At 42.0% G+C, this 15,569-nt stretch carries 11 protein-coding genes; 9 read left to right on the forward strand and 2 right to left on the reverse strand.

The annotated features are described in order from the left end of the window. On the forward strand, positions 1 to 178 hold a 178-nt coding region (locus EAE90_RS14910), incomplete at its 5' end, for a transposase (protein WP_281422327.1). A 118-nt stretch (positions 179 to 296) separates the two neighbouring features. Here the strand turns inward: EAE90_RS14910 and EAE90_RS14915 are convergent. Next, positions 297 to 719 (reverse strand): helix-turn-helix domain-containing protein, encoded by a 423-nt coding sequence (locus EAE90_RS14915; protein ID WP_036776948.1) that lies wholly within the window; start codon positions 717 to 719, stop codon positions 297 to 299. Continuing rightward, entirely contained in the window at positions 716 to 898 is a 183-nt protein-coding gene (locus tag EAE90_RS14920) for a type II toxin-antitoxin system HigB family toxin (protein ID WP_246550793.1), read from the reverse strand. The genes EAE90_RS14915 and EAE90_RS14920 overlap by 4 nt, the downstream gene beginning before the upstream one ends. Positions 899 to 1,349: 451 nt before the next feature. On the opposite strand from EAE90_RS14920, the gene EAE90_RS14925 reads away from it, so the two are divergent. The 8 genes from EAE90_RS14925 to recD are packed head-to-tail and all read left to right on the forward strand — an operon-like array spanning position 1,350 to position 15,139. Further along, the gene (locus tag EAE90_RS14925; protein WP_246550794.1) at positions 1,350 to 1,853 is read left to right on the forward strand and encodes a prepilin peptidase-dependent protein; all 504 of its coding nucleotides are present in this window, start codon (positions 1,350 to 1,352) and stop codon (positions 1,851 to 1,853) included. Between the two features lie 42 nt (positions 1,854 to 1,895). Further along, the gene (locus EAE90_RS14930) at positions 1,896 to 2,483 is read left to right on the forward strand and encodes a prepilin peptidase-dependent protein (RefSeq protein ID WP_214054126.1); all 588 of its coding nucleotides are present in this window, start codon (positions 1,896 to 1,898) and stop codon (positions 2,481 to 2,483) included. A 5-nt stretch (positions 2,484 to 2,488) separates the two neighbouring features. Continuing rightward, positions 2,489 to 2,956 carry a YgdB family protein gene (locus tag EAE90_RS14935; RefSeq protein ID WP_051560827.1) on the forward strand — a complete coding sequence of 156 codons (468 nt, stop codon included), beginning with the start codon at positions 2,489 to 2,491 and terminating at the stop codon, positions 2,954 to 2,956. Next, positions 2,953 to 3,339, forward strand: a complete 387-nt coding sequence (locus EAE90_RS14940) for a prepilin-type N-terminal cleavage/methylation domain-containing protein (RefSeq protein WP_214054127.1) — start codon at positions 2,953 to 2,955, stop codon at positions 3,337 to 3,339. The genes EAE90_RS14935 and EAE90_RS14940 overlap by 4 nt, the downstream gene beginning before the upstream one ends. Next, complete coding sequence (gene recC / locus EAE90_RS14945) at positions 3,317 to 6,793, forward strand: exodeoxyribonuclease V subunit gamma (RefSeq protein ID WP_214054128.1); 3,477 nt, start codon at positions 3,317 to 3,319, stop codon at positions 6,791 to 6,793. The genes EAE90_RS14940 and recC overlap by 23 nt, the downstream gene beginning before the upstream one ends. After that, positions 6,793 to 9,681 (forward strand): pitrilysin, encoded by a 2,889-nt coding sequence (gene ptrA, locus EAE90_RS14950; RefSeq protein WP_214054129.1) that lies wholly within the window; start codon positions 6,793 to 6,795, stop codon positions 9,679 to 9,681. Before recC ends, ptrA begins: the two co-directional genes overlap by 1 nt. After that, a complete protein-coding gene (gene recB / locus EAE90_RS14955; RefSeq protein ID WP_214054182.1) occupies positions 9,681 to 13,286 on the forward strand; it encodes an exodeoxyribonuclease V subunit beta in 3,606 nt (1,201 codons plus the stop codon). Before ptrA ends, recB begins: the two co-directional genes overlap by 1 nt. Continuing rightward, entirely contained in the window at positions 13,286 to 15,139 is a 1,854-nt protein-coding gene (recD, locus tag EAE90_RS14960; RefSeq protein WP_214054130.1) for an exodeoxyribonuclease V subunit alpha, read from the forward strand. Before recB ends, recD begins: the two co-directional genes overlap by 1 nt. Positions 15,140 to 15,569: the final 430 nt, after the last annotated feature.

The raw sequence follows: 15,569 nt of genomic DNA on the forward strand, positions 1-15,569 counted from the left end.
CATCGAAACGATTAATGGGCAATTAAAGACCATTTCTCAAATTGAGCACTCGCGCCACCGAAGTATAAAAGGCTTTCTGTTGTGTGTTTTAGGTGGATTGATTGCTTACAGCCTTAAATTGAAAAAGCCATCACTGAAAATTTTCTACTCAGAGAAAGATATTTCAATGATGGCTTAAGCAGAATTCGGGTTAGTCTTAGAGTCGGATAGGTCGGTATTAAACCCAGCCTAAGACAGCAATATGAAAGATCTTAAAAAATCTTTTTTTACTCAATCAGTTGTAGAAATAGATAAAGTTAATCGATAAAAACTGTACTAGAAACTTTGAAACGTGTACTCAAGGCTTTTATATGGGTTACTGTTAGTGACTTTGTTCCATTCAGAATTTGTGATACCAGAGAAGCTTCTCCGATTTCGTTTTTGAGGTCGGCTTGTGTAAGACCGTATTGATCCATCAGAACTCGTAGGACTGCAACCCCCGTAGGGATATTTTCAATAGCTTGGTTAAATTCTGCAAATTCAGGGGCGGTATCTTCATAGCGTTCAATTGTTGTAGTTAGAATATCAATTAACCCTTTGTTATTGTCATAGTCTTTGAAAAGCTCATCAATCAAATCCAGCGCTTCTTTGTACTGTTCTGAGGTATCGATGTAGGACAGCCAAGGGATCTCTGAAAACAGAGCGCGAGCCCGTACCTGAACGACTGAAAAATTGATCATTCTCTGTTTCTCCGGTAGTCATTGGTTAGCTTGTCGTATTCTGCGTGAGATACGATATGTTTAATATAATGGTGCTCCATTGAAAACTTGATAAAGGCCAGTAACCGGACATTATTACCACCAATATCAATATACTCGTCGTCTTTCAAGTTGCTTCTTTGTTGGCTGCACTCACTCACCCCGGTCACATAGTTATCTATGCTCCCGGGGATTCGCTCCCTTGCCGCCGCGATGCATCTTGAAATCCATTGGGTATATACCACTATTGATCTCTATACTTAAAACAAGCTTCTCAATTAATTACTTTCTAGTCTGATATTATTTATCTTTATAGAATAAATTAATAGTAATAACACCCTCATGTAAAGCATTCAATATTTTCTTTATTATGCTCATGAAGCTTCTTCCTCATAGCCATATAATCTTACAATGCATGACAATAATAAGAAACAAAAAAAACTATTCTCGTTGATTTTTGCGAAGCTCTACGCAATTTAAATGTAACAATAATAGGCTATTGTTTTTTTATTGATGCACTCTCGCATAAAATTCAAATTTATATTTATTTTGTTTTGAAAATAAATAGAATGTCTTACAAAAGGAAATAAGGAATTATCAATGGTAAATAATATGAATATAATCGGTCATTATAATATTGATAATCAATTAGGTTTTTCTTTATTGGAATTGATGATCGTTATTGTTTTGGTTTCAATATTTTCCTTATGGGGAGTGCAGGAATGGGGCTATCACCAGGAAAGAGCCAGGTTGCAGGAATCAGCACAGAAAATATTAACATTTATAGCCAGACAACAATCTTTGGCAAATTATCTGAATAAAAGAGTCGTGTTGTGGCTGAAAATCGGAAAGGATTGGTGCATCACGCTCTCTAATCCGGTATTGGCTAATTGTGATTTAGAAAATGTTGAGGGAATAAGTTCCCCTTATCAGGATGTTATTATCAGTTCAGCAACCAAGGATCAGATAGAGTTTCATGGAATAAGAAACACCATGATACCTGCGAGTTTTACTTTGGCGAATTCCGCAGGTGAAATATCTATTATTTTTTCTTCACGAGGTAGGATGAGATCATGTAGTAATAATAAATTTAACCAAATTCCAGCTTGTGATTAATGATGCTTTTTTCATTAAAATAATAAATACTTTATTGGAATAATGAAATATAAAAATCAATCTGGAATGACATTATTAGAAGTTATTGTGGCAATGGCTATTGGCAGTATTATCTTACTAGCGATTGCGAAAAGTTATCCTATTTTAACTAAACAAATAATGGAGTTATATCAGAGATATCGTTTAGGTTATTTCATTAAACAAACATTACATATTATAGAAAAAGATATTCGCCGTGCTGGATATTGCCAGCATTATTGTGATGGCAAGCCGATATTCATCGATAATAAAAGTGATGAGGGTGGTGATTCATGCCTGATTATTGCATACGATTTTAACATAAATGGCCAATGGGAACCGCCAGAACACAGTGAATCGGAATTCTTTGGCTATCGCCTTAGCAATCAGTCAGTAGAGTGGAAAAGGGGGGCCGGTAACTGTCAGGAAAATGGTTGGGAAAGGCTGTTTGATCCAAATGAAATAGTGGTAGATTCCTTTAAAGCTGAAAAATTACCAGCAAAAGATGGCTTGGTTTTTATCAAATTGGTGCTTATTGCACATTGGTTTAAACATCCATCGATAAACTACCAATATCAGTCAGTAATACGTTTGCGCAATATCAGGGGATAAGTACTGTGGCTGAGCATTCTCCGCATGACTGCTTTCAATATCAGCAAGGTAATGTATTGCTAATTTCAGTGCTGATATTGTTGGCAGTGAGCCTGATGATGTTAAAGGCTTTGCATCATCATCTGGATAACGCTTTAATCATGATGGTTGATGAACGCAGATATCTAAAAGCTTTTCAGCAAGCAGAATCTTCATTGGCATGGGGAATCGCTCAGTCATGGCCGCTTCATAGTAATGAGACAGAAGAGTGGTATTGCCAGCAACAGCAAGAATTTCATTTGACCAGTTGCTTAAAAAGGCAATCGAGTCATTTCTTTCTACTGAAAGGTATGGCTGATGTGGCATCTGGACAATCTGTTGGATTATATCAATGGATGAAATTACTTTCTGCTGGTGGAAGAGATTCTCTTATCCCGGTAGAAAGTGGTTGGCTGGATTTTTGTCCTGAAGTAGATGTAGGATTTTGTTCATGAAGTCAGATCTTTTTTATGAGCATCAATCAGGCATGAGTTTGCCCGAAGTAATGATTGCTGTTATGGTTTTTTCGGTCTCTCTATTGGGATTAATGCGTTATCATCAGGCGTTATTATTTGGGTTTCAGCAACATTGGCAGCAATCAAAGGCGGATAAATTATCTTATGGGTATCTGGAACAATATGAATTAATTGCAGGTCAAAATCCTTTGCCAGAAATAATATTACCATCGGGTTGGCACGCTGAATTTCAGACAACATATCCGTTGTCTGGCTGCTATCAGCTTACAGTTATAGTAATAACGCCTTATAATCAGCAAAGTAAAGCAAGCCGATGGATTTGTTCAAATGGGAGTTCCGATGTTCAAGGTTTATCATTCTAATCAATTAGATCTTCTTAAGGAATTGATAGCAATATTGATCGGGGATAATCCCCTGACTGATCCATTTGAGCAGGAAGTCATTTTGGTACAAAGTCCTGGTATGTCACAGTGGCTGCAAATCCAACTGGCCGAAAGAATAGGCATATCAGCCAATATTTCATTTCCGCTTCCCGCTACGTTTATTTGGGATATGTTTACCAAAGTATTGCCTGATATTCCTAAAGAAAGTGCTTTTAGTAAAGATGCTATGACATGGAAATTGATGGCGTTATTGCCTCAATTGTTGCCAGAAGCGGAGTTTGTCGCGCTCAGGCATTACCTTGATCAAGATTTTGATAAACGGAAGATTCATCAACTGGCCGGGCGGGTTGCTGATCTGTTTGACCAATATCTAGTTTATCGCCCGCAATGGTTGGAAAGTTGGCAACAAGGCCAGCTTATTGATGGCTTGAGCGATAATCAGTTGTGGCAGAAAAGATTGTGGTTGGAACTGACGGAATATACTCACCAGTTACAACAACCCCAGTGGCATCGTGCTAATTTATATCAGCGCTTTATTTCGACACTGGAAAATAGTCCTGAACTGAAAAATAGTCCTGAACGGGAAAATAGTCTTGAACGGGAAAATAGTCTTGAATGGGAAAACAGTCTTGAACGAGAAAATAGTACTAAGCTTTCAGTTTGTTTACCGAAACGAGTATTTATCTGTGGTATTTCTGCCTTACCGCCGGTCTATTTACAAGCTTTACAGGCACTGGCACGGCATATTGATATTCACCTAATGTTTACCAACCCATGTAAATATTATTGGGGAGATATTCAGAATTATGCTTTTCTGGCGAAACTGAGCAGCCGTAAACCGCGTCATTATAAGAGCGAACAGGAGCTGGAATATTTTAAAGATCCGGGTAATGCTCAATCACTGTTTAACGATGACGGTGAACAAGATGTAAGTAATCCCTTGCTGGCATCGTGGGGACGGTTGGGTCGTGATAATCTCTATTTATTGTCGCAACTTGAGCAGAGTTCGGATGTTCACGCCTTTGTTGAATTAGAACAGGATAATCTATTACATCAATTACAAAGGGATATTCTCTATCTGGAAGATCATGCCCAAATTGGTTCAACGAAAGAAACATTTGAAAACAGTCTGCAAAAAAGAGTACTTGATCCGTTGGATCGTTCTTTGTCTTTCCATGTTTGCCATAGCCCTCAACGTGAAGTGGAAGTTTTACAGGACCAGCTATTGCGATTATTAGAAGATAATCCATCGCTGACGCCAAGGGATATTATTGTGATGGTCGCGGATATTGACAGTTATACTCCCTATGTTCAGGCGGTATTTGGTAATGTCTCTGCTGAACGTTATATTCCATTTGCCATTTCTGATCGTAAGGCTCGTCAGGCACATTCGGTTTTGCAGGTATTTATTACACTGCTTGATTTACCCCAAAGCCGTTTTACGACAGAACAGGTTTTAGCATTGTTGGAAGTACCCGCGCTGGCGAATAAATTCGACATTCATGAAGATGGTTTACGTTTATTAAGGCGTTGGGTCGAAGAGTCAGGGGTTCGTTGGGGGCTGGATGACGATAATGTAGAAGAACTCTCTTTGCCGGTAACAGGTCAGCATACATGGCGTTTTGGACTCACTCGAATGTTATTGGGTTACGCAATGGATAGTCGGTCAGGCCCTTGGAAAGAGGTATTGCCTTATGATGAATCCAGTGGTTTAGCCGCAGAGCTTGCCGGCCAATTAGCTGAACTTTTAATGCAATTAAGCTATTGGCGCAAGATTCTTGGCGAGAGCCGAACATTAACGGGTTGGGTACCTATCTGCCAGCAGTTGCTGGAGACATTTTTTGCATCAGATAGTGAAACTGAATTAGTAGTGGCGATGATAGAACAGCAATGGCAGAAAGTCATCGTCAATGGCTTGAATGCCCGTTATCAAGAAAGTGTGCCATTGGTTCTATTACGAGATGAATTGGCACTTCAGTTTGATAATGAAAAAATCAGCCAGCGTTTTCTTGCCGGCTCTGTCAATTTTTGCACTCTAATGCCGATGCGTTCTATTCCCTTTAAAGTTGTCTGTTTATTGGGAATGAATGATGGTATCTACCCCCGTTCAATTCCACCGCTTGGATTTGATCTGATGGCGGAAAAAGGTCAGAGGGGAGACAGAAAACGGCGGGATGATGACCGTTATTTATTCCTTGAAGCCTTGATATCTGCCGAACAGTTTCTCTATATCAGCTATATTGGTAAATCCATTCGTGATGATACGGAATGTAATCCTTCCGTATTGGTGAATGAATTACTGGATTATGTCTGCCAAAGTTTTTGTTTGCCGGGAAATGAAAAACTGAATGTTGATCAAAGTGCTACTCATGTTAGAGAACATCTGTTATCTCTTCATTCCCGCGTTCCATTTGCACCGGAAAATTTTATACCGGGCAGTTATCAGCAAAGCTATGCCGGGGAGTGGTTACAGGCGGCAACTGAGCAAGGTGCGGCATACGCTGAATTTTGCCAATCTATTGAAACGGAGCAAATTCAAGAAATTACACTTGATAATTTGAGCAGTTTTTACCGCCATCCCGTTCGGTTTTTTTTCCAACGTTGCTTGAAAGTCAATTTCGTTATTGAAGAAACGGAATTACCAGAGGAAGAACCTTTCGTTTTAGATAATCTTCAACGTTATCAGTTTAATCAGCTATTGCTGAGTGCCCTCATTGAACAGCAATCACCTGAACCACTTTTCAGTCGGCTTCGTGCTGCTGGCGGGTTGCCTTTTGGTGCTTTTGGCGAGGTTTATTGGTTAAAGCAGCAAAAAGAGATGCAGCCTCTGGCGGATAAAATTCGTGAACAACAGATGGAAACTTTATCTGTTGATTTACATCATGATTTAGGCCAGGTGACGCTGACAGGGCGAATTAATAGGGTGCAACCAGATGGTTTGCTACGTTGGCGGCCAGCCAGTTTAACAGCCAATGATGGCATGCAATTGTGGATTGAGCATTTGGCTTACTGTCTTGCCGGAGGGGAGGGTGAAAGCCGCAGTTATGGGCGTGATGGCAGCGAATGGCGTTTTGCTTCTGTGTCTTCAGAACAAGCGAAAGATTATCTGAATCAACTGGTTGAAGGTTATCAACGAGGAATATCAGCGCCTCTGCCACTGTTTTGTAAAAGTGGTTGGGCGTGGCTTTTAACATGTATGAATAAAGAGACAGGTGAGATTGATGGTAGTGATGAAATTCAATCAAAAGCTGAAAGCCAGCTATTGAAGGTATGGCTTGGAGATCAGGGACGCTCAGGTGAAGGAGATGATTCTTATATTCAGCGGGCTTTCAGGCAAATCGATGAATCATTTTTAGCAAAACTTAAACAGGAAGCGCTCAATTATTTGTCACCGATGGCGCGAAATCAGAAACATAGGGAGAATATCGGATAATGCATAAACATTTTGTTCGCATAATTACTGTGATGTTCCTGCTTTTTTGGGGAACAGTAAGCTATGCGCAAACATCACAGTGGCAGCTACTGCAAGAGACAATTTATAAAAGCGAAAATGATCATCGTCAGTATCAGGGAATCAGATTGGCAAACAATATGACGGTCTTGCTGGTATCTGATGAGAAGGCAACCAAATCTCTGGCAGCGGTAGCAATTCCGGTTGGTAGTATGGAAAACCCTGACAGCCAGCTTGGGCTTGCACATTATCTGGAACATATGGTTCTGATGGGATCTGAACGTTACCCGCAGTCAGGTGATTTATCGGAATTTTTGCAAAAGCATGGTGGTAGCTATAATGCCAGCACAGCCTCTTACCGCACGGCTTTTTACCTTGAAGTAGAAAATGAGTCATTAGCTCAAGCTACAGATCGTCTGGCTGATGCACTGGCTGAGCCGTTACTTAATCCAGTGAATGCAGATCGGGAGCGAAACGCCGTTAATGCAGAGCTAACAATGGCGCGTTCTCGTGATGGGATGCGGGTGGCTCAAATACGGGCAGAAACCCTGAATCCTAAGCATCCCAATGCCCGTTTTTCTGGTGGTAATCTAGAAACATTGAAAGATAAACCAGGGAGTAAATTACAGACAGAACTGGTGGATTTCTATCAGCGTTATTATTCTGCCAATCTGATGAAAGGAGTCATTTACGGTAATCAGCCTATCGATAAACTGACTCAAATTGCTGTTGATACTTTTGGTCGGATACCTGACAGAGAAGCGAGCGTGCCGCCGATTACTGTTCCGGCAGTAACGGAAAAAGAGAAAGGGATTATCATCCATTATGTTCCTGCCCAACCGCAAAAGGCGTTGCAATTGGAGTTCAGTATTGACAATAACAGCGCCGATTTCCGCAGTAAAACCGATGAATATCTCGGTTATATGATTGGCAACCGTAGCCTGAATACATTATCAGATTGGCTACAAACTCAAGGGCTAGCAGAAAGTATCAGTGCTGGTGCGGAGCCTATGATTGATCGTAACAAGGGTATCTATTTTATTTATGTAACGTTGACAGATAAAGGGCTTGCGCAACGGGATCAGGTTATTGCGGCTATTTTTGCGTATATTAATTTGTTAAAACAAAAAGGCATCCAGAAAAGTTATTTTGATGAGATCGCGAAGGTTTTGAATCTGTCTTTCCGCTATGGCTCCATTGTTCGTGATATGCATTATATCGAATGGTTATCGGATGCTATGTTGCGAGTTCCTGTTTCCAATGTACTTAATGCCGGTTATTTGGCTGATAGCTATGACCCAGAAGCAATTGCCAACCGGCTTGCTGAGTTGACGCCTGAAAATGCAAGAATTTGGTATATCAGCCCAAAAGAGCCGCACGATAAACAGGCTTATTTTGTTCAGGCGCCTTATCAGGTTGATCGAATCACATCACAGCAACGGATGGAATGGCAGCAGTTAGAGGCGCGGATGAACTTTTCTTTGCCTGTGCCAAATCCTTATATTCCTGACGACTTGAAGCTGATAAAAGCAGGTAACAGTCAAAAACATCCAGAGATGATTTTTGAACAGCCGAATGTTCGTCTACTCTATATGCCGAGCCAATATTTTGCTGATGAGCCTAAGGCCAGTATTACGCTTGATTTACGTAATGCGGACAGTTTGGATAGCGCCCGTGAGCAGGTCACTTCCTCTTTGCTTGATTATTTAGCAGGGCTTTCCCTCGACCAGCTTAGTTATCAGGCTTCTGTTGCTGGAATGAATATTTTTACTAGTTCATCACAGGGACTGCAACTGGAAGTAAGTGGTTACACTCAAAATCTATCGGCGCTTTTAACCTCTTTAATCAGTAATTACATGGCGTTCACTCCAACAGAGGATCAACTGTCACAAGCTAAGTCTTGGTATCGTGAGCAGATAGAGGTTTCTAATAACGCTAAAGCTTATGACATGGCTATGCAGCCGTTGAAGCGCCTTTCTGTGGTGCCTTACACTGAGCAGTCCACTCGTTTAAAAGCGCTGGAAACTATCACGGTTCAGGATATTGTTACGTATCGTCATGAAATGATAAAAAATGCTGCTTTGCAAATGATGATAATTGGCAACTTGACCGAACAACAGAGCAAAGTGATTGCTGAATCTGCCCATAACCAACTGGCGAATCAAGGAAATGACTGGTGGATTGGGAATAAGGTGGTGATTGATAAAAATTACCCGGTTAATTTCCAGCGTGTTGGCAGCAGTACAGATGGTGCTTTAGCCGAGGTTTATATTCCGACGGGTTATAACCGTATAGAAGGTTATGTTTATTCCAGTTTGTTAAGTAATATGCTCCAGCCGTGGTTCTATGAGCAGTTAAGAACAGTAGAACAACTAGGGTATGCGGTGTTTGCTTTCAATACCAGTGTAGGGGAGCAGTGGGGATTGGGTTTCCTGCTACAAAGTAATAGTAAACAACCAAAATATTTGAATCAGCGTTATCGAGATTTCTATCAGAACGCCGGTAATAAATTGCAAGCAATGTCTCAAGCTGATTTTGAACAATACAAGAGTGCGCTGATTAATGAAAAACAGCAGCCGCCACAAACTTTCTATGCCGAAGTTGCCCGTTTCTCTAGTGATTTTAGCCGCAATAACTTTAGTTTTGATAGCAGAGATAAAATGCTTGAGATCCTAAAGAAAACCACACAGCAACAATTGATTAATTTCTATCGGAATGCGGTAATCAAACATCGAGGGCTGTCATTGATTTCACAAGTGATTGGTAAATCAGGAGGCTTGGATGGATATGCGAAATTGAAAGGTTGGAAAACCTATCAGAATGTGACTGAATTTCAGAAACGGTTATCTGTTGAGGTAAGAGATCAGTGATCACAGAGATATCTGTTCACAGGCTTAATGTATTAACTCTGCCGCTGAATGGTCAGCGGCTGATCGAAGCATCGGCCGGAACGGGTAAAACCTACACTATCGGCATCTTATATCTGCGTCTTCTGCTTGGGTTGGGGAAAGATGCCGCTTTTTCACGACCTTTGAGTGTAGAAGAAATTTTGGTAGTCACTTTTACTGAGGCAGCAACGAATGAGTTACGTGGACGTATCCGTGAAAATATTCATAAACTTCGCCTTGCTTGTATTCGAAACGAAGTAGAAGATGCAGAGCCAGCCTATCAACAGCTATTGGATGAAATCCCAGATAAAGGGCGGGCGGCTATCTGGTTACTGGCCGCAGAGCGGCAAATGGATGAAGCCGCGATTTATACTATTCATGGTTTTTGTCAGAGGATGTTGGCACATAATGCTTTTGAATCTGGGATCTTGTTTGAACAGACATTAATTCAAGATCAACAGCCATTAGAACGGCAGGGGTGTGCCGATTTCTGGCGGCGCCACTGTTATCCATTGCCGTTATCAATGGCACAGGTAATCAGTCAGGAGTGGAGCGGGCCGGAAGCTCTGCTGGCTGAATTACACCCTTATTTACAAGGGGATATGCCATATATTGTTAATGCGCCGGACAGTGATGAAACGTTGTTAAGTCGCCATGAAAAAATTATCCAGTTGATCAGTGATGTTAAATACCAATGGAATGAAGTTGCTGGAGAGTTACACGATTTAATTGCGGGCTCTGGTGTTGATAAAAGAAGTTACAGTAGTAAGCACTTACCAAATTGGTTGAATAGCGTCACGGAATGGACTCAAGCGCCTACAGAGGATTATCTGTTGCCAAAAGCATTGGAAAAGTTCCGGCAGTCGGTGTTGGCAGAAAAGACAAAAAAAGGCGAGGTGCCTGAACATTCACTTTTTGTTGCGATAGATGATTTATATAAGCAACCACTTACTTTACGTGATTTGATTATCTCCAGGGCTATTATTGAGATTCGTCAATCAATCGGTCAGGAAAAATTAACACGAGGTCAGATGGGGTTTGATGATTTACTTACCCGTCTTGATGATGCTTTGAAAGGTCCCGGCAGTGATTTGCTTGCTGAGACTATTCGTCGGCGCTACCCGATTGCGTTGATCGACGAATTTCAGGATACCGACCCACAGCAATACCGGATTTTTCATACTATCTATGGCACTCAACCTGAAAATGGATTGCTGTTTATTGGTGATCCCAAACAAGCTATTTATGCATTTCGCGGCGCAGATATTTTCACTTATATTCGTGCCCGTTCTCAGGTAAGTGCTCACTATACTCTGGAAACAAACTGGCGCTCTGCTTACTCAATGGTACAGGCAGTAAACAAACTGTTTATGCGTTCAGAAAATCCATTTTTGTTTGAACAGATCCCTTTTATTGAAGTTTCTGCGGCAGAAAAAAACCGCGAACTCTCTTTTAGCTATGATGGTGAAGAACAGGCCGCACTGAATTTCTGGTTACAACCAGGAGAAGGTGTCTCTACTGGAGATTATGAACAAACGATGTCACGGCTCTGTGCTGCGCAAATTCGAGATTGGTTGCAGGCAGGTAGTGAAGGGCGGGCTTTATTACATAAAAGTGAAGGTTCCCGGCCTGTGACGGCGGCTGATATTACGGTTTTGGTACGTAGCAGAAAGGAAGCTACATTGATCCGTAATGCACTTAACCTGTTATCTATTCCTTCTGTATTTCTTTCTAACCGAGAAAGTGTATTTGCTACCACGGAAGCCAAGGATATTCTCTGGTTACTGCAAGCGGTGTTATCACCAGAAAAAGAACGGGTTTTGAGAAGTGCGTTGGCGAGTGGTTTATTTGGTCTAACTGCCCGGCAGATAGACAAGTTGAATCATGATGAAAAGACATGGGATCAATTAGTTGATGAATTTGATGGTTACTTTCGTTTATGGCAACGCCGTGGTGTGTTACCTATGTTACGAGCGGTAATCGCCAACCATCATATTGCTGAGAATTTGCTTGCCAGTTATGACGGTGAACGGCGTTTGACGGATGTGATGCATATTGGTGAGTTGTTGCAGGAAATATCTTTACAACTTGACAGTGAACATGCAGTCACCCGCTGGCTAGCTCAGCAAATCTCTCATCCTGATCCACAATCTGAAAACCAGCAGATGCGGCTGGAAAGCGATCGTCATTTAGTACAAGTTTGTACTATCCATAAATCTAAAGGTCTGGAATATCCGCTGGTATGGTTGCCATTTATCTGTAATTTCAGGGAGCAGAAGCGGGCGATATATCATGATCGTACAAGCTTTAATGCTTGCCTCGATATCTTTCCTGACGACGAGACGATTAAGCTGGCGGAACAAGAGCGATTGGCAGAGGATTTGCGTTTACTCTATGTCGCATTGACGCGCTCTGTTTACCATTGCAGTGTCGGCGTGGCTCCGCTGATAAAAGGCAATAAGAAAAAGATCGGGGATACTGATCTGCATCAGTGTGCTCTGGGCTACCTGTTGCAAAAGGGAGTGAAAGGGGATGCTGATTTTCTGGCGACATCGCTTAAAGAATTGAGTGGGGATGGCATTGTTATATCATCAATTAATGAAACAGATGGTCATCCCTGGCAATCGCAAAGTAAAAATGATTTAGTCCTGTCGGCCAGGCAATTTAAACGCAGAGTCCAGGATGACTGGCGTATTACCAGTTATTCTGGTTTACGAAACTCTATGGTTCATCGTGGCAATGTTTCTGCTTATTTTGCTGGAGAAGAGTCTATTGACGTGATTGTTCAATCTATTGCGCCAAAGCTTGATGTTGATGCTAGTGGTGAAAGACAGTTAGCAGAACAACTTGAAATGACACCTCATACATTTCCTCGGGGAGCTTCCGCGGGGACTTTTTTACACGCTATTTTGGAAGAACTTAGTTTCAGCCAACGACCTGATGAGCAATGGTTGGCAGAACAACTGCAATCAGCCGGATTTGATGAACGATGGAGTGGGACGTTACAGCAATGGATGACCGACATTTTTACCATTCCATTGAATGATGAAGGAGTGCAACTGGCAAAAATTCCGTTGCATCATCAACAGGATGAAATGCAGTTTTATCTGCCGGTTGAGCAACTTTTGCGATCTCAGACGTTGGATACACTGATGCGTCGTTATGATCCGATTTCTGCCCGTTGTCCCCAACTGGAATTTCAGCAGGTGAAAGGAATGCTGAAAGGGTTTATTGATTTGGTCTTCTGTTGGCAAGGCAAATTTTACGTGCTGGATTACAAATCAAACTGGTTGGGAGAGGAGAGCCAGTTTTATACTCAACAGGCAATGGAAATAGCCATGATTGAACATCGCTATGACCTGCAATATCAGCTTTATACACTGGCATTGCATCGTTATTTGCGTCACAGGCTGGCTAATTATGATTACCAACAACATTTCGGCGGCGTGATTTACCTGTTTCTGAGGGGAATAGATAAACAACAACCGGGGAATGGTATTTTCAATTGTCGGCCATCGGCTGAATTTGTTGATGCTTTGGATCTGCTTTTCAGTGGTCATGAACAGTCTGAAAAAGAGAAAAATTGATGATTTCGTTATTACAACAGGCAGTAAACCTCAGACTTTTGCGTTCATTGGACTTACAGTTTGCTCATGCATTGATTGAGGATAAAGATCCTATTTCGTTGTTGGTGATGGCGCTGTTGAGCGCTGAAACTGGTGCCGGGCATGTTTGCCTGCCGGTTAATCGGATAACGCCAGAATATTTTTTTGATGGGCGACATCGTGAATTTGCAGAGCAGTTGTGGCGGGTTGCGGGAAAACCAGATGAACAGAGTTTGCTGATAGCGCTGGAAAATTGTGCTGCGGTTAGTGATGGATTTCAACCAACGCCAGTGGTGCTTTCCCATGACCGGCTTTATTTGCAGAGAATGTGGCAAAGTGAATGTCAGGTGGCGGCTTTCTTTTCCGGCAATCAACCAACCGATAATATTCAGGAACAGCAACTGAGAACTGTTTTGGATGAATTATTCATGCTGCCTGAGGAAACAATGGACTGGCAAAAGGTAGCTGCGGCTGTTGCGGTGACTAGCAGAATTTCAGTTATTTCTGGCGGACCGGGAACCGGAAAAACAACGACAGTTGCTAAATTGTTGGCTGCCTTAATCAAACTTCATCCTGATAAAAAGCAGGTTATCCAACTGGCGGCTCCGACAGGAAAGGCGGCCGCCAGATTGACCGAATCTCTTAATAGTGCGGTCAGAAAACTGCCTCTGACGGAAGAACAGTTTGCATGTATGCCGGATCAGGCACAGACGATTCATCGCTTGCTAGGAGCGCAGCCTGATAGCCAGCGATTGCGCTATGATCGAGATAATCCACTGAATTTGGATGTGCTGGTGGTGGATGAAGCTTCAATGGTGGATTTACCCATGATGGCTAGGTTGATTGATGCATTGCCTCCGAAAGCAAAAATTGTTCTGCTTGGGGACCGTGATCAATTGGCATCAGTGGAAGCAGGCGCGGTGTTGGGTGATATTTGCCGTTTTGCTGAACAGGGATACAGCATAACGAGGGCACAACAGCTAAGCAGATTAACAGGATGTCGGTTAGTTGCGGGTGATCAGCAAAATATCCCAGAGGTTCGTGAACGTTTGTGTCTTTTACGCAAAAGTTACCGCTTTAATGTAGATTCTGGAATTGGTCAGTTGGCTGCGGCCGTTAATCAGGGGAAGAGTCGACAAGCTCTCTCTATTTTGCAGCAACCGTTGAAGGATATCTGTTTTTACCCATTGTCCGACGATGAAGATTATCAGCGGTTGCTGACAGAAACGGTATCGGGTTATCACGCTTATTTGCAACTGGTGGCAAAGCAGGCACCGGCCAAAGCGATTTTAGATGAATTTAACCACTATCGTTTGTTGTGTGCGCTGAGAGAAGGACCGTTTGGCGTCAGTGGGCTTAACGAGCGTATAGAACAGCTATTACATCGTCAGGGGCTTATTCGTCGCCCTGTCGGGACTTTCAGTCGTGGTTATGCTGGCCGCCCCATCATGATATCGCGTAATGACAGCACACTGGGCCTGTTTAATGGTGATATCGGTATTATGCTCAGAGACGAAAATCATGAACTGCGAGCTTATTTTCAGTTGCCTGATGGACAGATTAAAGGAATCCAGCCAAGTCGTTTGCCACAACATGAAACTGCATATGTGATGACCGTACATAAATCACAGGGTTCAGAATTTGACCACACAGCTTTGGTATTGCCGACGCAGTTTGTGCCGGTTGTCAGCCGTGAACTGGTCTACACAGCGATAACCCGGGCCAGAGAAAAACTAACTCTTTATGCACATGAAGCGGTATTGCGTCAGGCAATCCAGATGCCAACTCAAAGGCGAAGTGGATTAGCAGAACGGCTTAACTTACAGGTGGATTAACGTTTGCTCTGATAGACCGACTTGTGTAAAAAAATTTATATATTAATGATGTTGCCATATCTTCTCTGACATTTTTTTTGATCGTGATTTGTTCGGTTGTTGGATGGGCTTTTAAGCCCGACAATCAGATCATTAATGCCTTTAATGAGATTTCTGATTTGCCGTGCTGACTTCGGTAAATACGCCTTTTTGTTTTTGTAAAAAGTTATCGGTTAGGTGATTAAAAAATTCTCGTGCAGTGAACTAGAGATTACATTGACCTATACAAGATAAATGTATCTTAAACCTACCTATGCCAAATTTTTGTTATTTTTCAATTGAAATATCTTTTCTTAGTCCTTCATGTTGATTGATTGTGAGTCGCAATCGTTCAGTCAGCCATATCGAATAGTTTCATCGTGATGGCTATATACCGATCGATATCTTAATT

Source organism: Photorhabdus caribbeanensis (assembly GCF_018448885.1).
GTDB classification, from domain to species: domain Bacteria; phylum Pseudomonadota; class Gammaproteobacteria; order Enterobacterales; family Enterobacteriaceae; genus Photorhabdus; species Photorhabdus caribbeanensis.

Excerpts from the sequence above, each read along its gene's own strand:
- EAE90_RS14925 (WP_246550794.1), top strand. The coding sequence starts at position 1,350 with ATGAATATAATCGGTCATTATAATATTGATAATCAATTAGGTTTTTCT.
- EAE90_RS14930 (WP_214054126.1), top strand. The coding sequence starts at position 1,896 with ATGAAATATAAAAATCAATCTGGAATGACATTATTAGAAGTTATTGTG.
- EAE90_RS14915 (WP_036776948.1), bottom strand. The coding sequence starts at position 719 with ATGATCAATTTTTCAGTCGTTCAGGTACGGGCTCGCGCTCTGTTTTCA.
- recC (WP_214054128.1), top strand. The coding sequence starts at position 3,317 with ATGTTCAAGGTTTATCATTCTAATCAATTAGATCTTCTTAAGGAATTG.
- ptrA (WP_214054129.1), top strand. The coding sequence starts at position 6,793 with ATGCATAAACATTTTGTTCGCATAATTACTGTGATGTTCCTGCTTTTT.
- recD (WP_214054130.1), top strand. The coding sequence starts at position 13,286 with ATGATTTCGTTATTACAACAGGCAGTAAACCTCAGACTTTTGCGTTCA.
- EAE90_RS14940 (WP_214054127.1), top strand. The coding sequence starts at position 2,953 with ATGAAGTCAGATCTTTTTTATGAGCATCAATCAGGCATGAGTTTGCCC.